The sequence below is a fragment of the Paractinoplanes rhizophilus genome (genome assembly GCF_042664765.1).
Taxonomy (GTDB): domain Bacteria; phylum Actinomycetota; class Actinomycetes; order Mycobacteriales; family Micromonosporaceae; genus Actinoplanes; species Actinoplanes rhizophilus.
Map to the genome: position 1 here is coordinate 267,579 of NZ_JBHTBJ010000006.1, position 19,903 is coordinate 287,481.

The window sequence follows — 19,903 nt, forward strand, 5'->3', positions numbered from 1 at the left end:
CGGTACCCGGCCCGTCGATGCGCCAAACACCTGGTAAGAAGGGCGGATGGAGACCACCGCCGCCGAGGAGGTCACCGGCATCTGCCGTGACCTGCTGCGCATCGACACCACCAACACCGGCGACCAGTCGACGACCGTCGGCGAGCGGGTCGCCGCCGAGTACGTGGCGGCGCGACTCGACGAGGCCGGCGTCGCGTACGAGTTGCACGAGTCGGCGCCGCGCCGGGCCAACCTGGTGGCCCGCATCCCCGGCGCCGACCGCGCCCGCGGCGCCCTGCTCGTGCACGGCCACCTCGACGTGGTCCCCGCCGACGCCCGCGAGTGGTCGGTCGATCCGTTCTCCGGCGAGGAGAAGGACGGGTACCTGTGGGGCCGCGGCGCGATCGACATGAAGGACTTCGACGCCATGGTCCTGGCCGTGGTCCGGGACTGGCGCCGCACCGGCTACGTGCCCCCGCGCGACGTCGTGCTGGCGTTCACGGCCGACGAGGAAGCCGGGATGACGTACGGCTCCGAGTTCCTCGTCCGGAAGCACCGCGACCTGCTCGACGGGTGCACCGAGGCGATCGGCGAGGTCGGCGGGTACTCGTACACGGTCAATGATGATCTTCGTCTGTATCTGGTGCAGACGGCGGAGAAGGGTCTCGACTGGCTGCGCCTGCACGCGAGCGGCCGGCCGGGGCACGGCTCGTTCATCCACGACGACAACGCGGTGACCAAGCTGGCCGAGGCCGTGGCCCGGGTCGGCAACCACCGCTTCCCGGTCGTGGTCACGCCGACCGTGCGCGAGTTCCTGCTACGGGTCGGCGACGCGCTGGGCATCGAGATCGACCCGGCGGACCCCGAGGTCGCGATCGCCAAGCTCGGCCCGATCGCCAACCTGATCGGCGCCACGATCCGCAACACCGCCAACCCGACCCGCCTCGAGGCCGGGTACAAGGACAACGTCATCCCCGGCCGGGCCTCGGCGACGATCGACTGCCGCACCCTGCCCGGCCACGAGGAGGAGTTCCGCACCCAGCTGCGCGAGGTGATCGGCCCCGAGGTCGAGATCGGGCACAACCACCGGCAGCCGGCCGTCGAGACCGAGTTCGGCGGCGACCTGGTCGACGCGATGGGCGCGGCCCTGCGCGCCGAGGATCCGGGCGCCCGCACGGTGCCCTACCTGATGTCCGGCGGCACCGACGCCAAGGCCTTCTCGACGCTCGGCATCCGGTGTTTCGGCTTCGCGCCGCTGCGCCTGCCGCCCGATCTCAACTTCGCCGCGCTGTTCCACGGCATCGACGAGCGGGTTCCGGTGGAGGGACTAAAGTTCGGCGTGCGTGTGCTCGACCGACTCCTCCGAAACAGCTGATTCCCGGAAGGACCCCATAGCGATGACCGACCAGAACGCGGATCTCGACGCCGCCCTCGACGAGGTGGTGGCGGCCGCGCGGGCGCACCTCGCGGCGGTCAAGGCGGCCGCCGGCCGCATCGACGACGACGACGTCTGGCAGGCGTACGTCGCTCTCAACAACGCCTCTTTCGCGTACGACGAGCAGCTGCTCGACGCGTTCGGCGAGGTGACACCGTGGGACGTGGAGTCGATCGACCCCGACGAGGCCGACCAGCGCTTCGGCCTGGGCGCCGACGGCTTCGACCCGGCCGAGTCCACCGACCCGTACCCGCAGGTGGTCTCCGTCCGCCAGCGGCGTGACTACCGCGTGCCCAGCGTCTCGGCGCTGCTGCGGGTGGCCGACGTGGCCCGGCGCAACTCGGTGCCGGACGACGAGGACGCCGGCGCGGTGGAGAACGTCGGGGAGGCCGTGCTGGAGCTGCTCCAGGCCGGCGACGGCTCGCTGTCGTCGCTGGACGTCCCCGAGCTGGAACCGCTGGACGGCCTGCTGACCGTCACCGAGATCGGTGAGCCGCTCGACCTGGAGGAGTTCGAGGACTCCGACGGGAGCGGCCCGTTCGCCCCGAAGGACGGCGACCTGCTGGTGGGCAGGCTCGACGAGCACCCCTTCCTCCCGGACGAGGAAGAGGACCACGCCGGCCACAACCACTGATTTTCGGTTATGACGCGGCAACCGGGGCTCTAGTAACTGAGCCCCGGTTGCGGAGTGGATTGGATCCTGCGGCGGAGCATCACCTTGCGGGTCCCGTCCCGGAAGAGCTGGACCCGGGCGAGCTCCCAGCCGGAGAACTCCGCCTGTATGGCGAGCTGCGCCGCCGCGGTCAGCTTGTCGACATTCGAAGGCAACCGCAGCGGCGCGTATTCGTAGTCCATGCGGTCTAATATGCGCCGCTGATCGTCCGGGCACCACCCCCGGCCACGGGGTGTCGCGAGGGGCGGATCGCGGGGCCGCGGCGAGGTCAGAGAACCGGCCCGGCCGGATCGGCCGGATAGCCGACGCCCTCCCGCTCGGGGTAGCCCACATCGATCGCCGACACGTCGTCGAGCGCCCGCGCGATCTCGGCCGGCAGCGTCAGCTCCTCGCTCACCAGCGCGCCCTGCAACTGCGCGGCCGTGCGCGCGCCGAGGATCGGGGCGGCCACGCCCGGCCGGTCGCGCACCCACGCGATCGCCACCTCGAGCGGCGAGACGCCGAGACCGGCCGCCGCGGTCACCACCGCCTGCACGATGCTGGAGCTGCGGGGCTCCAGGTAGGTCTGCACGAACGGCGCCAGGTGCTCGGTGGCGGCGCGGGAGTCGAGCGGCCGGCCGTTGCGGTACTTGCCGGTGAGCACGCCCCGGCCCAGCGGCGACCAGGCCAGCACGCCGAAGCCCAGCGCGGCCGCGGCGGGCAGCAGCTCGCGCTCGATGCCCCGCTCCAGCAGCGAATACTCCATCTGGGCCGCGACGATCGGGGCCCGCCCGGGGTAGGCGGCCTGCCAGGTGGCGGCGCGGGCGGTCTGCCAGGCGGCGAAGTTGGACACCCCGATGTAGCGGACCCGGCCGCTGGCGACGGCGTGGTCGAGCGCGGCCAGCGTCTCCTCCAGCGGGGTGGCGGCGTCGTACCCGTGCACCTGCCACAGGTCGACGTAGTCGGTGCCCAGGCGGCGCAGCGACGCGTCCAGCGAGCGCAGCAGGTTGCCCCGGGAGCCGTCGCGCCGGCGGTAACCGTGCGGAGTCAGGCCGGCCTTGGTGGCGATCACCACTTCGTCGCGCGGGACGAGGTGGTCGAGCAGCGAGCCGATCACCGACTCGGCGTCGCCCTCGCCGTACACGTCGGCGGTGTCGATCGTCGTGCCGCCGGCCTCCAGATAGAACTTGAGCTGGGCGGCCGCGTCGTCGGGGTCGGTGTCGCGTCCCCAGGTCATGGTGCCGAGGGCCAGCCGGGAGACCGCCAGCCCGCTTCGGCCGAGCGGTCGTTGTTGCATGAGTGAACCTTATTCAGACTGTGTCCGTAGCGAAATGCTCCTGGCAGGTCGGTTACCGGACGGCCGGGGTGGATAGGCTGCCGGTCAGGGGATCAGTCTTTGGGAGGACTCGTGCGGCTCGGACTCGGCCTTGGCTATCAGGCGGCGTGGACCACGCCCGCCGATCATCTGGCGATGGCGCAGGAGGCGGATCGGCTCGGCTTCGCCGTCGCCTGGTCGGCCGAGGCGTACGGGTCGGACACCGTCAGCATGCTGGCCTGGATCGCGGGCCAGACGCAGCAGATCGACCTGGGCGCCGCGGTCATGCAGATCCCGGCGCGCACCCCGGCCATGACGGCGATGACCGCGGCGACCATCGACGCGCTCTCCGGCGGGCGGTTCCGCCTCGGGCTCGGCGTGTCCGGGCCGCAGGTCTCCGAGGGATGGCACGGCGTCCGCTTCGCCAAGCCGCTGCAGCGCACCCGGGAGTACGTCGACATCGTGAAGATGGCCATCGCCCGCGAGCCGGTGTCGTACCAGGGCGACTTCTACGAGCTGCCCCTGCCGGACGGCCCCGGCAAGGCGCTCAAACTGGGCTTCCATCCGCCCCGGCCGAAGATCCCGATCTATCTGGCCGCGGTCGGGCCGAAGAACCTGGAGCTCGCCGGGGAGATCGCCGACGGCTGGCTGGCGATCTTCTTCGCGCCCGACGCGGCGGGGGAGTACCTGCAGCACATCGAGCGCGGGCGGGCCAAGAGCGGGCTCGGCCTGACCGGCTTCGACGTGGCCCCGACCGTGCCGGTGGTGATCGGCGACAACCTGGCCTGGTGCGCCGACGTGATCCGGCCGTACGCGTCGCTCTACGTGGGCGGGATGGGCAGCCGGGAGCAGAACTTCTACAACCAGCTCGCGGTGCGGATGGGCTACGCGGACGAGGCCGCCCGCGTGCAGGATCTCTACCTGAGCGGCAAGAAGGCCGAGGCGGCCGAGGCGGTGCCGCAGGAGTTCATCGAGCGCACCTCGATCATCGGGAACAAGATCCAGGTCAAGGAGCGGATCAAGCAGTACGCGGCGGCGGGCGTGGGCACGCTGTCGATCAGCCCGTACGTCGGCGACCTCAAGAGCGGGATCGACACCCTGCGGATCGTGGCCGAGGCGTACGAAGAGTCCGGCGTGGCCTCGTAGTGGCCACGGTTCTGCTGCTGCGCCACGGGCGGACGACGGCGAACGCGACCGGCACGCTGGCCGGACGCCGGCCGGTCGAGCTCGACTCCCTGGGGACGAAACAGGCATCTCAGGCGGGTGCGCGACTGCGGGAGCTGCCGCTCAAGGCGGTGGTCAGCAGCCCGCTGCCGCGGTGCCGGCAAACGGTGCAGATCGCGCTGCCCGACGCGGAGATCATCCCGGACGAGGGGCTGACCGAGTGCGGCTACGGCGACTGGGAGGGCAAGGAGCTCAAGGAGCTCGCCAAGGACCCGCTGTGGCCGGTGGTCCAGGTGCACCCGAGCGCCGCGGTCTTCCCCAACGGCGAGGCCATGGCCGACATGTCGGCCCGCGCCATCGCCACCATCCGCCGCTGGGACGTCAAGATCAGCGCCGAGCACGGGCCGGACGCGCTCTGGCTCGCGTGCACCCACGGCGACGTGATCAAGGCCATCGTCGCCGACGCGCTCGGCCTGCACCTCGACCAGTTCCAGCGGATCGTGGCCGATCCCGCCTCGATCAGCGTGATCCGGTACACGCCGACCCGGCCGTTCGTGGTGCGGGTCAACGAGGGCGGGAGCCTGTCGTCGCTTGTCCCGTCTCCGGCGCCCGCCGCGACTTCGGCCTCCGATGCCGCCGTCGGCGGAGGCGCCGGGGAGTGACGGTTCGGTCACGGCAGGTGGCATCGGTTGCGCCCTAGGCGAACCGCGGCACGCGGGGTGAGCGATCCCGGCGGCGGCTCGATAGGGTTGACACCATGACCCACCAGGTGCACGCGTTCGAGCCGCCGGAGCGGTTCGTGGCAGGGACGGTGGGCGAGCCGGGCGACCGCACCTTCTTCCTGCAGGCCCGGGGCGGCGGCCGGGTCATCAGCGTCGCGCTGGAAAAGGTGCAGGTGTCGCTGCTCGCCGAGAAGCTCGAGGAGCTGCTCATCGAGGCCAACAAGCGCTTCGGGGTCGACCTGCCCGACGCGCCGGTGCTCTCCGGCCACGACAACGAGCCGCTCGACACCCCGGTCGACGAGGAGTTCCGGGTCGGCACGCTCGGCCTGGCCTTCGACGTCGACAGCGGCACCGTGGTGATCGAGGCGATCGAGGCCGGCGAGGCCGAGGTCGAGATCGAGCTCGGCGCCGACGTTCCCGACGACGACGATGACGAGGATGACGACGACGAGCCCGACGACGACCTCGACCGGCTCCGCGTCCGGCTGAGCCCCGAGGCCACCCGCGCGTTCATCGACCGCGCCCGCCGCGTCGTCGCCGCGGGCCGCCCGCCCTGCCCGCTGTGCGGCCAGCCGCTCGACCCGGCCGGCCACCTCTGCCCCCGGCACAACGGCTACCACCGGTGACTGCCGAGCCCGCGGCCGCGCTGGCGGAGAGCGAAGCCCTCGACCTGCTGGCCAACGGCCGGATGGAGATCGAGGGCCGTCTGGTCGACGCCTCCAACACGACCCTGCGGGCCGAGATCACCCTGTCCGGCGTGACCCGCCGCTGCGTCTACAAGCCGGTCCGCGGTGAGCGCCCGCTGTGGGACTTCCCGGACGGCACGCTGGCCGGCCGCGAGGTCTCGGCCTTCCTGGTCTCGCAGGCCACCGGCTGGGGCCTGGTCCCGCCGACGATCCTGCGCGACGGACCGCTGGGCCCCGGCGCGCTGCAGCTGTGGATCGACGAGCCCGAGGACGCCGAGTCCCTGATCGGCTTCGTCCCCGCGTACGACGTGCCGTCCGGCTGGCTGGCCGTGGCCAACGCCCGCGACGAGGACGGCGACGCCTACGCCCTGGCCCACGCCGACGACCCCCGCCTGGCCCGCCTGGCGATCTTCGACGCGGTGATCAACAACGCCGACCGCAAGGGCGGCCACGTCCTCTACCCGGCCGGCGGCGCCATCCACGGCGTCGACCACGGTGTCAGCTTCCACGTGGAGAACAAGCTGCGCACCGTCCTCTGGGGCTGGACCGGCAAGTCGCTGATCGCCGAGGCCACCGAGGTCCTGTCCGACCTGGCCGCCCGCCTCGAGTCCGACCTGGGCGAGACCCTCGAGCAGCACCTCACCATCTCCGAGGTCCAGCACATCCGCCTGCGCATCCGCCGGCTGCTGCGCGGTGGCCGCTTCCCCAAGCCGCCACAGGACTGGCCGGCCATTCCCTGGCCGCCGGTCTAGGAGCTTCTCGGGTACGGGGTCAGCAGCGTCGTGGCAGAGCTGATGTGCCGGGTCACCTTTCCCGCGCGGCTGCCGGGGTCGAGGCGACCCGCTCGAGCACCCGCGCGCGCCGGCGTTCCTGAGCCTGGGGCGGAGGTGGTCCCAGTGGGCGCGGGGGTTCCCACAACGTGGCGAACGGTCTCGCCGCGTGGGACTCCGTTCCACTTGTCGACCGCCGTGGCCCGGTTGGTGGGCGACTGGTCCGCCGTATGGGATGGGTGGCCGGAAATATCCGTCTATGTTGGCGGCGCGGGGCAAGGATGGTGAGTATCGGCTCGACCTGCACGCCAATTCATCAAGATCGCCCCGCGGCGCTTGCCCGCGCACGCCGAGAGCGGTGTTGCCTGCGCATGCCGAGGGGCCGGCGTTGCCCGGCCATGCCTGGGGGCAGGGCTGACGAGGGGTGCGGATGAGCGCAACGGGCCGCTTGCCCGGTGACCACGCACCAGATCCCCAGCGCAAGAGGTGTCTAGAGGCGGATCCCCAGCAGGGCGTCGACCGTGGTGCGCATCAGGGCGGGCGCGGACTCGTCGTCGCCGGTCGCGGTCAGCGCCGCCTCGGACCATGCGTCCACGATCGCCAGCGCCGACGGCGCGTCCAGGTTGTTGGCCAGCGCCTCGCGCACGGCGGCCAGCAGCCCCTCGCCCGACGGCCCGCTCGGGGCCGCGGCCGCGGCGCGCCAGCGGGCCAGCCGCTCCTCGCCCTCCTTGAGCACGTCGTCGGCCCACTCGCGGTCGGCGCGGTAGTGGCCGGAGAGCAGGCCCAGCCGCACGGCCATCGGGTCGACCCCGTCGCCGCGCAGGCGGGACACGAACACCAGGTTGCCCTTGGACTTCGACATCTTCTCGCCGTCCAGCCCGATCATGCCGGCGTGCACGTAGTGGCTCGCGAACGGCCGGGCCCCGGTCAGCACCTCGGCGTGCGCCGCCGAGCACTCGTGATGCGGGTAGAGCAGGTCGTTGCCGCCGCCCTGCACGTCGATCGTGTCGCCGAGCAGGCCCAGCGCGATCGTGGCGCACTCGATGTGCCAGCCCGGGCGGCCCGGGCCGAGGTCGCCGCCGTCCCAGGCCGGCTCGCCGTCGCGGGCGCCGCGCCACAGCAGCGGGTCGAGCGGGTCGCGCTTGCCGGCCCGGTCGGGGTCGCCGCCGCGCTCGCGGGAGAGCACGACCATCTCCTCGCGGGACAGGTGGGACTCGTAACCGAACGAGGGCGCGGCGGCGATCGCGAAGTAGACATCGCCGGTGCCGTCGTCGAGCGTGTAGGCCGCGCCGGACGCCAGCAACTCGCGGACGTGGCCGGCGATCGCCGGGATCGACTCGACGGCGCCCACGTAGTGCTCCGGCGGGATGATCCGCAGCGCCTCCATGTCCTCGCGGAACAGGGCCGTCTCACGCATGGCCAGGACGATCCAGTCCTCGCCGTCGCGCTGGGCCCGCTCGAGCAGCGGGTCGTCGATGTCGGTCACGTTCTGCACGTAGCGGACGTCGAACCCGGCGTCCCGCCACAACCGGTTGACCAGGTCGAACGCGATCATCGTGGCCGCGTGCCCGAGATGCGTGGCGTCATAGGGCGTGATGCCGCAGACATACATCGTCGCGGCGCCCTGCGGATCGGTCGCCACGACGGCCTTGCGGGCCGAGTCGAACAGCCGCGGCGCCACCGCGTCACCAGGCAGGGTCGGCACGTCGTGCCCGGTCCAAGCGTCCATGGTCAGAAGCCTATCGACCGCCTATGACAGAACGCTCGTCCTGAGGTTTACCTCACCCCGCGCCTCCCGCCGCACCGGTGCCGACCCCCCGGGCGCGGCGGCGCACCTTAGCCGCTTCACCGCCGCTTGTGCCCCGGACACGGGAAAAGAATACCTTTGTCGGACTTTTCGGAAAATAGCCACGATTTCCTGACGAGACGTCCAGAATTACCGAGGTCATACTTTCGTCCGAAAGGAATCATCATGCGACGTCCGGTTATGTACCTCGCTGGCCTCTTCCTGGCCACCGGCGCGAGCCTCGCCCTCGCGGGACCCGCCAACGCTGCTCCCTCCCACGACCACCACAACCGCCACTGCCACCACGACGGGTGGGGCTGGGGCGGCCACGACTTCGGGGACGACTACACCTACGTGAACCACACGGACATCAACAGTCACAACAGCTGGAAGCTGATCGACCTCGGCCTGCTCAACCTGGGCGGCTTCGGCGGCGACAAGGTCGAGCCGCAGTAGCAGGACGTCGAGCCGCGGTAAGCAGTCCGGCGACAAAACCCGAGGAGCCGCGAGGCCCCTCGGGTTTCTCGTGTTCGCCGAGCCGGCCAGAGACTCCCGTGCCCGGCGGCGTCAGGTCAGCGCCAGCCCCGGGCCGGGCTCCGGATCGGGCGTCGGCGCCGGGATCCGGTACTCCTCGGTCAGCGTCGTCATCGGCCCCGGCCAGGTCGCCTGCGCCACCTCGATCGGCTTGCGCGTCTCGTCGAAGGCCACGTGCAACAGGTGCAGCACCGGCGTGTCCGGCCGGATCTGCAGGATCTCGGCCTCGTCCCGGCTCGGCTGCCGGGCGCTGATCGTGTCGGTCGCCGACGTGTAGCGCTTGCCGAGCGCCTCCTCGGCCTCCTGGTACAGCGGCCGCCCGAAGGCCTCGACCCGCTCGAGGGACGTTCCCGACGTCTCGGCGACCCGGAACCACGACGCCCCCAGCTCCACCGTGGCGTCGTCGGTGCGGACGATGTGCCGGCGGACCAGCATCTCCGTGCCGTCCCGTACGCCGAAAGCATCTGCCACCTCCGGTGGCGCCGGTTCCCGGCCCACCGCGACGAGCTGCTGCCGATAGCGGGCGGCCAGATCGGCGTGGTAGCCGCGGTGGGCGCCGTAGCGTCCGCGGGACAGCCGGTTGAGCCGCCGCCGGGTCCCGCGCACATACGTCCCGGAGCCCGGCTTGGTGATCAGGACACCTTCGACCCGCAGCTGGTCGACGGCCCGCTGCACGGTCTGCTTGGCCACGCCGAACATCTCGGCCATGGCCGGGATCGACGGCAGCCGCTCGCCGGGCTGCCAGTCGCCGCGCCGGATCCGCTCGCGCAGTTGCGCGGCGATCTGCCGATGCGGGAATTCCGCCGCGCCGGGGTTGATGGTCATCGCCGACCTCCAGGAGAGCACCTAGGTTCCTAGGATGCCGCAAGCGAAGGGGCGTGCCGTGCAACGACACGCCGGAAGAGGCTTACCAGGACCCGGCGGTGGGGCCGGCCGAGCCGCCGCGCCGCCGCAGGTACTTCTCGAACTCGCTGGCGATCTCGTCACCGGTCAGCGGCTGGATCCCCTCGTCGCCGACCCGCTCCTCGAGCTCGCGCACGTACTCGCCGAGCTCGGCGTCCTGCTCGGCCGCCGCCCGCACCCGCTTTTCCCACTCGTCGGCCTCCTCGGCCAGCTCGGCCATCGGCACCGGCAGGTCGAGCACGTCCTCCAGCCTGCTCAGCAGCGCGAGCGTCGCCTTGGGGCAGGGCGGGTTGTTGGCGTAGTGCGGCACGTGCACCCAGAACGACAGGGCCTCGAGCTCGGCGCGCCCGGCCGCCTCGTGCAGCACGCCCACGATCCCGGTCGGCCCGTCGTATCGGGTGGGGACGACCTTGTACTTGTCGGCGATGTCGTTGTCGCTGGCGGAACCGCTGATCGGCAGGGGACGCGTGTACGGCACGTCGGCGAGCAGCGCCCCGAGCAGCACGACCCGGTTGACCTCGAGGCTGTGGCAGAGCTCGAGCACCTGCTCGCAGAACGTGCGCCAGCGCATGCTCGGCTCGATGCCGCGGATCAGCACGACGTCGCGGTCGGCGCCGGGCGGGCTGGCCACGGTGAACCGCGTGGTGGGCCACTCGATCTTGCGGGTCTCGCCCTCGGCCATGGTGATGGTGGGGCGGCTCACCTGGAAGTCGTAGAAGTCCTCGGGGTCGATCCGCGAGATCTCCCGCGCTTCCCAGACCTGCTCGAGGTGTTCCACGGCCGCGGTGGAAGCGTCCGCAGCGTCGTTCCAGCCTTCGAAGGCGGCGATAGCCACAGGCGAGCGAAGCAGCGGGAGGCCGTCGAACTCAGTCATGGCTGACAGCCTACGTGCGTCGCCCGAGCATCACCCGTCGGCGGTCCGGCGTTCCGCGCCCGGCAGAACGCGGAACGGCCGAGCGGCGGAACGGCGGAACGGCCTAGGCGGCGGGCACCTCGTCGCGCGCCGGCGTGACCTGCGCCGGGATCTTGACCAGGGCGGCCATCTTGCGGTCGTACGTCTTCGTCGCCGTCCACAGCTTGTAGATCAGCAGCAGCTCGAACCCGGCCAGCAGCGCCGACGCGACCACGGTGGTGCCGACGATCAGGTTCGCGACCGGCCCGACGATGAACACGAACATCATGAACTCGATGCCGCTGATCACGTGGGCGCGGATGCGCTGCCGGATGAGGACGTTGCGGATGCGGACGAAGAGCCCGAACCGGGTACGGAAATCGCTGTAGACGTCGACGGCCTCGTCCACGTCCGGGGCCTCGGCGCCCGGGTCCACCGCGATCGTCTCGGCGAAGGCGATGGGCCCGCGGGCCTCGTCGAGCTTCGCCTTCATGTCCGCCTTGACCTTGCCCATCTGCAGGGCGTTGAGGTAGCGGAACATGTCCAGGAAAATGACGATTCCGGCAAGCCAGATGTACGTGAAGTTGTGCGTCGCGACATACTGGCCGCCGAACAGCGCCACCGCGCAGACCGCCACCCGCAGCCGGTCGAAGACGTAGTCGAGCCACGCTCCGAAGACCGACCCCGTCCCGTTGAGCCGTGCGATCTTGCCGTCCATGCAGTCGAGGACGAAGCTGAGGTGGAACAGCAGGGCACCCAGCAGCAGCCACCCGTACGACGCCTGCCAGAAGCAGGCCGCCGAGCCGAGCCCGACCAGGAACGCCAGCGTGGTCAGCCGGTTCGGCGTGACCCAGCGCCATGGCGCGACCACCCAGACGAGCCGCGAGGCGAGCGGGTCCACGAGCCAGACCGTCCACCACGCATCCCGACGCTTGTACGTGCGGGACCGGATCTCACCGAGAGTGACCCGTAGCGCCATCCAACAACTCCACCAGGTGCCAAAGAAATGAACTTCCGAACGCGCGGACATTACCGGACCGGGAACTCGGTTGAGAAGCTCAGGACAAAATGCCCGGGATTATGCGCTTACTGACAACGATAGTGACTCCGCTCCGTAGTGGGCCGGTGACATGATCGCGCGGACTCGAGAAGAAGGGAGCACGACGTGGACGCCAGCCACGTGGCGGACGATCTCGAGGCGGTGATCCTCACCGAGGAGCAGATCCTCGCCCGGGTCGCCACCCTCGCCGAGGATCTGCATCGCGCCCTGGCCGGCCACGTACCCGTCCTCGTCGGCGTCCTCGGCGGCGCCGCCACCTTCACCGTCGATCTGGCCCGCGCCTATCCCGCCCAGGCCGAGATCGGCTGGATGGCGATCAAGTCCTACAGCACCCGCAACCGCGCCTCCGGCTCCGTGCGCCTGCTCAAGGACCTCGACGTCGACATCACCGCCCGCCACGTCGTCATCGTCGACGGCGTCATCGACACGGGCCTCACCATGAGCTGGCTGATCAGCAACCTGGCCCAGCGCAACCCGGCGTCCATCTCGGTGTGCGCCCTGCTGCGCAAGCCCGAAACGGCCCGCTTCGCCGACACCCCGACGCACATCGGCTTCGACGTAGGCCCCGGCCTGATCGTCGGTTACGGCCTCGACCACCAGGGCAGATACCGGAACTTGCGCTGCGCGGCAATCTTGAGACAAGCATCGGGTACGGGGACGGCGCCGTCCCCGACCGCAGCAGCCACCGCCCCCGCCGTAGGCGACGGCCCACCTGCAACGTGAGGCCGTCCCGCGCCGCCGGCCCGGGACCCTGGGACCCTGGGACCCTGGGACCCCACCCTTCCCTGGGGGAGCCCCCGCAGGTCATTCTCCCCGGAAACGGGGGAGATCGCGGAAACGGCCGGGCGAGCCTGTGGATACTGCGCGGTTGTGGACGAGGTCAGAGGACGCGCTCCATGACCGCCACGTCGGTCAGCACGTCGAAGCCGTTCTTCGCGTAGAGGTCGATGGCTCGGGTGTTGGAGGTCTCGGTGCGCAGCGAGAGCCGGTGGGCGCCGGCGGCTCGGGCGTCCTCGGTCACCGCGGTCAGCAGGGTCTGGGCCACGCCGCGGCGCCGGGCTCCGGGGGTCACGTAGAGGTCGCGGATGAGCCACACGGTGCGCAGCGTGAGCGCGGCGGGGGCCACGGCCACCGAGCAGATCCCGGCGGGCTCGGGGGTGGCGGCGACGTAGATCCGTGCCCGGCCGGACAGGACCAGGTCGGTCAGCCAGGTGGTGACGGGCTCGGGGGCGGGATTGGCGCCGTAGTGCTGGCGGTACTCGTCGAAGAGGGTGGCGGCGCCGTCGAGCAGGGGGTCGCCCGCGCGCACCAGCCGGGTCACCGCCGCTTCGGTCATCACCCCATAATTCCGGTCAGGACGGCGAAGAGTCGGATAAACCCGCATAATGCAACGGTGGCGCACATCGACCAAGTCCTCGGACCGGCCGACGACACGGTGACGTTCTTCCAGCCCCGGGCCATGGTCTACGTGACGATGCTCTGGGTGACGGCCGCCGTGTGGGCGGTCTGCCTGGGCCTGCACATCCTGGTGCGTCTGGCCATCGGCGACGCGCCGTCGGCGGGCGAGCTGGTCACGTATCTCGAGGTCGCGCTGGTCGTGCCGGTGGTGGTGGCCGCGGCGATCCTGCTGCTGGCCTGGCGGCGGCTGGGATGGCTGCACAGCTCCATGCACGGCCTCGACTTCGCCGCCACCGGGCGCAAGCCGGTCCACCTGCCGTGGGCCGGGGTGGCCACGGTCGCGCTGCGCCGCTGGGGGCCGTTCACCGAGCTGGTGGTCACGCCGGTGGCCGAGGACTTCGCCACGGTCGGCGACGGGCCGGGCCGGCGGCCGCGCCTGCGCCGGCGGGCGGGCGAGGTCTCCTACCTGGTGGACGTGGGGCTGATGTCCCCCGGGCCGGAGGTGCTGCTGGCCGAGCTGCACCGGCGCCTGCCGGCAAAGGTGTGACCGCGAGCCGGGCGAGGACACCGGGCCGCGGGGCGGCGATCGGGCCGAGGTCCGGCCGATGACGCGTACGGGAAAACGACCGCACCCGTCCACAATGGCGGCAGCGCGTCACCCGTACGGCTGAAGAGGTTTTCCGAAAATGACCGGCACGCCGGGGGAGTGAAGGACGCTGACCGGCGGCCCGGATGGGGCCGGGAGGCCGGTGGCGGGCACCAATTCGTCGTCGAGGGAAAGGAGCTCGGCGCGGTGCAATGGCCATTGAGGATGGTCATTGGGGAGATGAATGGTGCGGCGGCCCCAGGAACGGGTGTGCAGACCCCAGCGGGCGGTGAGGAAATGCTCCAGCGGAGTCGGCTCGGCAATGGCGTCGCCCACGCGGACGGAAAGGGACGAGCGCGCGCCGCGAGGGCCGGGCCAGCGGCGGCGCGACGTGTACGTGAGCACGTCCCCGGCGCCGTTGCCGCCGTGGCCCGGCTGCGGGCCGCCGTGTTGCCGGCCAGCGCCGCCCTGTTCCGAGTCGGCGCCGTGCTGCCGGCCGCGGTTGTGCTCGCGGACGGGGCGCTCACGGTCCTGCGAATACTGCCGGGACAGGCGCATGCGGGACCACATGTACGGCAGGCGCAGCCACGCGCGCGCGATCAGGACCGGGAGCAGGCGTTCGGCGTCGAGCGAGAGGAACACGACGGCGCGGTGGCCGTTCGCGTCGACGCTGTAGAGGCGGACGTTGGTCTCGCAGAAGTCGCCGAAATACGGCACGCCGGGGCCGCGGAAGAAGCCGACGCCCTCCATCCGGAAGGCGATCAGGCCGACGTACGTGCGGCCGTCGAGGAGGTCGGGCCGGCAACCGGCGGGCAGCAGCGGGGCCACCAGCGCAGGATCGACCGGCCAGTGCAGGAAGGTCAGGTCGGCCCAGCGCTGGACCAGCAGCGAGCGGCGCACCGGGCGGGTCGTGGTGGGCGTGACCTCCTCGACGGTCACGACGGTCAGCGCCCGATCTCGGACATGTTCGCGTAGCGGTCGCCGGCCGGCGGGGCGATCGCGGTGAGGCGGACGGCGGCGCGGATGTTGTCGGGGTGGCTGTCGAGCTGCCGGCCGCCGTCGCCGCCGCGGTGCGAGAGCAGGCCGAACTTGGTGGCGATGACGACCCGGTCCCGCGAGATGTGCTCCATGGGGCCGAAGCTACGCCCGCCCGGGGCGGCCCGCTTTGTGATGAGAGTTACGGGCCGAGGTCCCACAGCAGGCGGTAGTAGGCGATTCGTTCCGGGTCGGGCTCGATGCCGTAGGTCGTGAAGAACAGCGGTTCCCAGCCCGGGCCGTAGTTCCAGTTCAGCGCCCAGGAGGCCACGGCCAGGTCGGCCCAGCGGTCGGCGGTGCCGAGGGCCGCCAGGTCGACGTGGCCGGACCACTCGCCGTCGTCGCCGAGCAGGGTGTTGGGGGAGCAGGCGTCGCCGTGGCAGACCACGAGCTGGTCCACCGGCGGCGGATCGGTGGCGCGCGCCCAGGCCACGTCGATCGGGATGCTCCGGTGCGGCTCGTCCGCGTGCGAGAGGTCGCGCGGGCTGCGCTCCAGGCGATATTCGACGCCCCAATCGAACGGGCACTCGTCGACCGGCAGATTTTCGTGCAACTGACGCAAGCCGTACGCGATGGCCTGGACCGCTTTTTCGGGGTTTGCCCGCCATCGGGCGTCGACCGCCGAGCGCCCGGGGAGCGCCTCGGTCAGCATCCAGAAACCCGAGGCGTCCTCGCCGGCGTCGACCACCCGCGGGACCGGGGTGAAGCGCGACGCCCAGGCGAGGCGCTCGGCTTCCTGCCGCAGCGGCAGACCGCTGCCTTCCGGGGCGAACTTCACAAAAAATCCCGGCATCTCGTACGTGAGCCCGCCCAGCGCATTCCGCCAGACCGGGCGCAGCGGCCGCCCGCGCGCGATGCGGTGGATCACCGCGGGCACCTCGACGTCGTCGAACACGGTCTCCGGTGGCTGCACGGCCGACAACTCTGCCACTTGCGTCACAGCCCACCCGAATGCCCCGGCGGCCGGGGAGAATTGGCGGTGATGAACTCACAACGACCCGCCGCGGTGCTCTTCGACATGGACGGCACGCTGGTGGACAGCGAAAAAGTGTGGGGCATCGCCCTGCATGAGCTTGCGGCCCGGGCCGGCGGCACCCTCTCCGACCGGGCCCGTCAGGCGATGGTCGGCGGCAGCATGGCGCAGAGCATGCGGATCTTCCGGGAGGATCTCGGCCGGCCCGACCGGCCCGAGGAGCCCGACGTCGAGTGGCTGACCACCCGGGTGTTCCACCTCTTCCGCGAGGGCCTGGTGTGGCGGCCCGGCGCGGCCGAGCTGCTGCGCGCGGTCAAGGCGGCCGGCCTGCCCACCGCGCTGGTCACCTCGACCGGCCGGCTGCTCGTCGAGGCCGCCCTCGACACCCTGGGCCGGGCGAACTTCGACGTCGTGGTCTGCGGCGACGAGGTCAGCATGCCCAAGCCCGACCCCGAGCCGTACCGCACGGCCGCCAAGCTGCTGGGCGCGCCGATCGAGCAGTGCGTGGCCATCGAGGACTCGCCGACCGGGGTGGCCAGCGCGCTCGCCTCCGGGGCGGTCGTGCTGGCGGTGCCGGCCGAGCTGGAGCTCCCACCGACCGACGGGGTCCACCTCCGGCGATCGCTCGTCGGCGTGGACCCCGCGTACCTAGCGTCGTTGCTGATCAGTCATGAGCTATTGCCGTCAGAACGTTCAGGCGCGCGGCCTTGATCGACGGCAGGACGGCGGCGAGCACTCCCACCAGGGCGGCCAGGACTAGATAGACGCCCATCCGGTCCCACGGCAGCACGATCTGGTCGATGCCGTCGTCGTTGAGCGCCCGCACCACCGCGGCGCCCAGGCCGGAGCCGACCACCACGCCCAGCAGCGCGCCGAAGACCGAGATGACCACGGCCTCGACCGTCACCATCCGCATGGTCTGCGCCCGGCTGAGCCCGACCGCGCGCAGCAGGCCCAGCTCGCGGGTGCGCTCCAGCACCGACAGGGCGAGGGTGTTGACCACGCCGAGCACCGCGATCAGGATCGCCAGCGCCAGCAGCACCTGCACCATGGTGATCACGGTGTCGAAGGTGGAGAGCTGCTCCTGCACGAACGTGGTGCGGTCGGTGGCCGACACCTCGGGACTGTCCGCGACCAGGGCCTTCATCTGGGGCAGCACCTGGGCGACGGTGGTGCCGTCGGTCAGCCGGACGAAGCCGAAGATCGGCGACGGGATGCCGAAGTCCTTGGTGGCGGCGGCCGGCAGCAGGTACGTCGCGGGCAGCGCCATCTCGTCGTAGGTGGCGACCAGCGTGTACTTGTGCGGGTCGCCGCGAGCCAGCTGGATGGTCAGCACGCTGCCGACCTTCCACCCGCGCTCGTCGGCCTGCTGCGTGCTCATGACCAGCTGGTCGTCCTTGAGAGTGGCCAGCGGCGCCGACCCGTACGCGTCGGCGAGCTTGGCCAGGTCGTCGGTGGCCGACACATAGTCGAGCTTCCCGTCGATCTGCGCCTGGTCCTGCCAGAGGCCGGCCACCGAGCGCACCCCGTCGACCTGGCGCGCCTCGGCCAGCACCGCGTCGTCGAACGTCGGCGGCCGCGGGCCGTTCTGGTTGGCGCCGATCACGATCTCGGCCTTGACCGTGTCCTCGACCTGGGCCGCCAGGCTGGTCTTGGCCGAGTCCATGACCACCGTGACGCCGGTGACCAGGGCGATGCCGACCATCAGGGCGGCCGCGGTGATGGCCGTGCGGCGGGGGTTGCGGCCCGAGTTGAGCCGGCCCAGCCGGCCCGGCACCGACCACGAGAACAGCCGGCCCAGCAGGGCCACGACCGGCCGGGAGATCAGCGGCGTCAGCAGCGCGATCCCGATGAAGGCGACCAGCACCCCGCCGAGGATCAGCCACAGCGAGCTCGTCGCGTACAGGCCGATGCCCAGCATCGTCGCTCCGGCCGCGCCCACCACCGCGCCGGTGACGCTGACCTTGGTCAGCGGCCGGTCCGGCGTGGCCACGTCCTGCATGGCCGCGACCGGCGGGATCCGCGACGCCCGCAAAGCCGGCAGCACCGCCGCCACCACGGTGACCACCACGCCGACGATCAGCGAGCTGAGCACCGCCGCCAGCGGCACGCCGACCGGGGCCAGCTCCAGGCCGTCGGCCATCGTGCTGAACAGGTATCCCAGGCCCGCGCCCACGCCGATGCCGGCCGCGAGGCCGAGCGCCGCCGCGATCAGGCCGATCACCACGGCCTCCAGCAGCACCGAGCCGATCACCTGGCGACGGCTCGCGCCGAGCGCCCGCATCATCGCGAGCTCCCGGGTCCGCTGTGCCACGATGATCGAGAACGTGTTGAGGATCAGGAAGACGCCGACGAACAGCGCCACGCCGGCGAAGCCCAGCAGGATCTTGTTGAAGAAGGCGAGCGCCTCCTTGAGGTCCCCGGAGCTGTCGGCGGCGAGCTGGTCGCCGGTCTTGACCACGTAGTCGCCGCCGAGCTCGGCGGCGATCCGGTCGCGGACCTGCGCGTCGGTCGAGCCGTCGGCGGTGCGTACGTTGATCATCGAGTAGACGCCGGTCTCGCCTAGCATCAGCTTCTGCGCGACCGGCGTGGTGAACGCGACCTCCTGGGCGCCGCCGATCGAGTCCTTGTTGCCCGGGTAGCCCCAGATGCCGACCAGCGTGAACGTCTTCTTCGGCTCCAGGGTGAGCACGCCCACCCGGTCGCCGACCTTGAGGCCGCCGGCCTTGGCCACCGCGGCGTTGACCGCGATCTCGTCGTCCGCGGTGGGCCCCCGGCCGTCGCGGAGCTTGACCTGGTCGTCCTCGCCCAGCCAGTTGTTGCCGAGCCGGGGCGGGCCGTAGCTGCTGATCACCTTGCCGTCCGAGCCGATGACCCGGGCGCCGTCCGCGCTCACCATGCCGGTCGCGGTGCGTACACCCTCGACGGTCTTGATCTGATCGACGACGGACGCGGGCAGCGGGGTCTCGACCTGCTCGCCCTCCATCTCGGACACGGCGATCTTGGGCTTGGCGGTGACGCCGACGTCGGTGGTCGCGTACGCCGCCGCGAACACCCGGTCGAACGAACGCCCCAGCGTGTCGGTCACCACGAACGCGCCCGCCACGAACATCACGCCCAGCACCACGGCCAGGCCGGAGAGCACCAGCCGCAGCTTGCGCCCGAGCAGGCTCTTGAGCGTCGCGCGCAACATCAGACCAGCACCTCACGGGTGTTCATGGCCTCGAGCACGGTCTCCGGCGTCGGGTTGTCCAGCTCCTGCACGATCGCGCCGTCGGCCAGGAAGATCACCCGGTCGGTGTAGCTGGCCGCCACCGGGTCGTGGGTGACCATGACGATGGTCTGGCCGTGCTCGCGCACGCTGGAGCGCAGGAACGACAGCACCTCGGCGCCGGACTTGGAGTCGAGGTTGCCGGTCGGCTCGTCCGCGAAGATCACATCGGGCCGGCCGATGAGCGCCCGTGCGCACGCCACCCGCTGCTGCTGGCCGCCGGAGAGCTGGCTCGGCCGGTGCCCCAGCCGGTCCTCGAGGCCCACGGTCTTGATGACCGTGTCCCACCACTGCGGGTCGGGCTTCTTGCCGGCGATGTCCAGCGGCAGCCGGATGTTCTCCGCTGCGGTCAGCGTGGGCAGCAGGTTGAACTGCTGGAAGATGAAGCCGACCCGGTCGCGGCGCAGACTGGTCATCGCCTTGTCGTTCAGCCCGGAGACCTGTGTCCCCCCGATGTGCACAATGCCGCGACTGACCGTGTCGAGACCCGCCAGGCAGTGCATCAGCGTCGACTTGCCGCTGCCCGACGGGCCCATGATCGCCGTGAATCTGCCCCGGGCGAAGCTCGCGCTGACCCCTCGTAACGCCACCACGCGCGCGTCGCCCGTGCCGTAGACCTTCCAAACCTCGTCGGCGCGTGCCGCGACCGGCTCGATCATCTCTCCCCCTTTGTGGTCCGGCCGGGCTGATGCCCGGCCGGCAGGGACCAGTCTTTCGGCGAATCCGGCCCGGCACGTCCGCC

22 protein-coding genes are annotated in these 19,903 nt (G+C 71.4%); 10 read left to right on the forward strand and 12 right to left on the reverse strand.

Annotated features, from left to right (window positions below):
• The first annotated feature begins 46 nt into the window (after window positions 1-46).
• The gene (locus ACFQS1_RS11920) at window positions 47-1,354 is read left to right on the forward strand and encodes a M20/M25/M40 family metallo-hydrolase (RefSeq protein ID WP_378966916.1); all 1,308 of its coding nucleotides are present in this window, start codon (window positions 47-49) and stop codon (window positions 1,352-1,354) included.
• A 22-nt stretch (window positions 1,355-1,376) separates the two neighbouring features.
• Complete coding sequence (locus tag ACFQS1_RS11925; protein WP_378966918.1) at window positions 1,377-2,048, forward strand: hypothetical protein; 672 nt, start codon at window positions 1,377-1,379, stop codon at window positions 2,046-2,048.
• Window positions 2,049-2,077: 29 nt separating this feature from the next.
• On the opposite strand, the gene ACFQS1_RS11930 is transcribed toward ACFQS1_RS11925, so the two are convergent.
• Together ACFQS1_RS11930 and ACFQS1_RS11935 are read right to left on the reverse strand one after the other, a co-directional pair.
• Window positions 2,078-2,269, reverse strand: a complete 192-nt coding sequence (locus ACFQS1_RS11930; RefSeq protein ID WP_378966921.1) for a DUF5703 family protein — start codon at window positions 2,267-2,269, stop codon at window positions 2,078-2,080.
• Between the two features lie 86 nt (window positions 2,270-2,355).
• On the reverse strand, window positions 2,356-3,363 hold the full coding sequence (locus ACFQS1_RS11935; RefSeq protein WP_378966923.1) for an aldo/keto reductase: 1,008 nt from the start codon (window positions 3,361-3,363) through the stop codon (window positions 2,356-2,358).
• A 111-nt stretch (window positions 3,364-3,474) separates the two neighbouring features.
• Here ACFQS1_RS11935 and ACFQS1_RS11940 point away from each other — a divergent pair, with 111 nt between their 5' ends.
• The 4 genes from ACFQS1_RS11940 (at window position 3,475) to ACFQS1_RS11955 (ending at window position 6,705) form a co-directional block, all read left to right on the forward strand.
• Window positions 3,475-4,527: an LLM class F420-dependent oxidoreductase gene (locus ACFQS1_RS11940; RefSeq protein ID WP_378966925.1), complete on the forward strand. Its 1,053-nt coding sequence runs from the start codon at window positions 3,475-3,477 to the stop codon at window positions 4,525-4,527.
• A complete protein-coding gene (locus tag ACFQS1_RS11945; protein ID WP_378966927.1) occupies window positions 4,527-5,207 on the forward strand; it encodes a histidine phosphatase family protein in 681 nt (226 codons plus the stop codon). The genes ACFQS1_RS11940 and ACFQS1_RS11945 overlap by 1 nt, the downstream gene beginning before the upstream one ends.
• Before the next feature lie 95 nt (window positions 5,208-5,302).
• Window positions 5,303-5,893: a DUF3090 domain-containing protein gene (locus ACFQS1_RS11950; RefSeq protein ID WP_378966929.1), complete on the forward strand. Its 591-nt coding sequence runs from the start codon at window positions 5,303-5,305 to the stop codon at window positions 5,891-5,893.
• The gene (locus ACFQS1_RS11955) at window positions 5,890-6,705 is read left to right on the forward strand and encodes an SCO1664 family protein (protein ID WP_378966931.1); all 816 of its coding nucleotides are present in this window, start codon (window positions 5,890-5,892) and stop codon (window positions 6,703-6,705) included. The genes ACFQS1_RS11950 and ACFQS1_RS11955 overlap by 4 nt, the downstream gene beginning before the upstream one ends.
• A 508-nt stretch (window positions 6,706-7,213) precedes the next feature.
• Here the strand turns inward: ACFQS1_RS11955 and mshC are convergent.
• Window positions 7,214-8,452 (reverse strand): cysteine--1-D-myo-inosityl 2-amino-2-deoxy-alpha-D-glucopyranoside ligase, encoded by a 1,239-nt coding sequence (mshC, locus tag ACFQS1_RS11960; RefSeq protein ID WP_378966933.1) that lies wholly within the window; start codon window positions 8,450-8,452, stop codon window positions 7,214-7,216.
• Window positions 8,453-8,695: 243 nt separating this feature from the next.
• Between mshC and ACFQS1_RS11965 the strand changes: the two genes are divergently transcribed.
• Complete coding sequence (locus ACFQS1_RS11965) at window positions 8,696-8,965, forward strand: hypothetical protein (protein ID WP_378966935.1); 270 nt, start codon at window positions 8,696-8,698, stop codon at window positions 8,963-8,965.
• A gap of 111 nt (window positions 8,966-9,076) precedes the next feature.
• Here the strand turns inward: ACFQS1_RS11965 and ACFQS1_RS11970 are convergent, their stop codons facing one another.
• From ACFQS1_RS11970 to ACFQS1_RS11980, 3 genes are all read right to left on the reverse strand, one after another.
• Window positions 9,077-9,868, reverse strand: coding sequence for a GntR family transcriptional regulator (locus ACFQS1_RS11970; RefSeq protein WP_378966938.1), 792 nt, complete (start codon window positions 9,866-9,868; stop codon window positions 9,077-9,079).
• 82 nt (window positions 9,869-9,950) lie between these two features.
• Window positions 9,951-10,820, reverse strand: coding sequence for a PAC2 family protein (locus ACFQS1_RS11975; RefSeq protein ID WP_378966940.1), 870 nt, complete (start codon window positions 10,818-10,820; stop codon window positions 9,951-9,953).
• Between the two features lie 103 nt (window positions 10,821-10,923).
• On the reverse strand, window positions 10,924-11,817 hold the full coding sequence (locus tag ACFQS1_RS11980) for a CDP-alcohol phosphatidyltransferase family protein (protein WP_378966942.1): 894 nt from the start codon (window positions 11,815-11,817) through the stop codon (window positions 10,924-10,926).
• Window positions 11,818-12,003: 186 nt separating this feature from the next.
• Between ACFQS1_RS11980 and ACFQS1_RS11985 the strand changes: the two genes are divergently transcribed.
• Window positions 12,004-12,621 carry a phosphoribosyltransferase gene (locus tag ACFQS1_RS11985; protein WP_378966944.1) on the forward strand — a complete coding sequence of 206 codons (618 nt, stop codon included), beginning with the start codon at window positions 12,004-12,006 and terminating at the stop codon, window positions 12,619-12,621.
• Between the two features lie 157 nt (window positions 12,622-12,778).
• Here the strand turns inward: ACFQS1_RS11985 and ACFQS1_RS11990 are convergent, their stop codons facing one another.
• Complete coding sequence (locus tag ACFQS1_RS11990; RefSeq protein WP_378966946.1) at window positions 12,779-13,234, reverse strand: GNAT family N-acetyltransferase; 456 nt, start codon at window positions 13,232-13,234, stop codon at window positions 12,779-12,781.
• A 57-nt stretch (window positions 13,235-13,291) separates the two neighbouring features.
• On the opposite strand from ACFQS1_RS11990, the gene ACFQS1_RS11995 reads away from it, so the two are divergent.
• Entirely contained in the window at window positions 13,292-13,843 is a 552-nt protein-coding gene (locus tag ACFQS1_RS11995; protein WP_378966948.1) for a hypothetical protein, read from the forward strand.
• Window positions 13,844-13,951: 108 nt separating this feature from the next.
• On the opposite strand, the gene ACFQS1_RS12000 is transcribed toward ACFQS1_RS11995, so the two are convergent.
• The 3 genes from ACFQS1_RS12000 to ACFQS1_RS12010 are packed head-to-tail and all read right to left on the reverse strand — an operon-like array spanning window position 13,952 to window position 15,848.
• Complete coding sequence (locus tag ACFQS1_RS12000; RefSeq protein ID WP_378966951.1) at window positions 13,952-14,821, reverse strand: YqjF family protein; 870 nt, start codon at window positions 14,819-14,821, stop codon at window positions 13,952-13,954.
• A 5-nt stretch (window positions 14,822-14,826) separates the two neighbouring features.
• On the reverse strand, window positions 14,827-15,012 hold the full coding sequence (locus tag ACFQS1_RS12005; protein ID WP_378966953.1) for a hypothetical protein: 186 nt from the start codon (window positions 15,010-15,012) through the stop codon (window positions 14,827-14,829).
• Between the two features lie 47 nt (window positions 15,013-15,059).
• Window positions 15,060-15,848, reverse strand: coding sequence for a phosphotransferase (locus tag ACFQS1_RS12010; protein WP_378966956.1), 789 nt, complete (start codon window positions 15,846-15,848; stop codon window positions 15,060-15,062).
• Between the two features lie 51 nt (window positions 15,849-15,899).
• Here ACFQS1_RS12010 and ACFQS1_RS12015 point away from each other — a divergent pair, with 51 nt between their 5' ends.
• A complete protein-coding gene (locus ACFQS1_RS12015) occupies window positions 15,900-16,601 on the forward strand; it encodes an HAD family hydrolase (protein ID WP_378966958.1) in 702 nt (233 codons plus the stop codon).
• Here ACFQS1_RS12015 and ACFQS1_RS12020 read toward each other — a convergent pair.
• A complete protein-coding gene (locus ACFQS1_RS12020; RefSeq protein ID WP_378966961.1) occupies window positions 16,555-19,083 on the reverse strand; it encodes an ABC transporter permease in 2,529 nt (842 codons plus the stop codon). The two genes, ACFQS1_RS12015 and ACFQS1_RS12020, sit on opposite strands and share 47 nt — an antisense overlap.
• A complete protein-coding gene (locus ACFQS1_RS12025; protein WP_378966963.1) occupies window positions 19,083-19,820 on the reverse strand; it encodes an ABC transporter ATP-binding protein in 738 nt (245 codons plus the stop codon). The genes ACFQS1_RS12020 and ACFQS1_RS12025 overlap by 1 nt, the downstream gene beginning before the upstream one ends.
• Window positions 19,821-19,903: the final 83 nt, after the last annotated feature.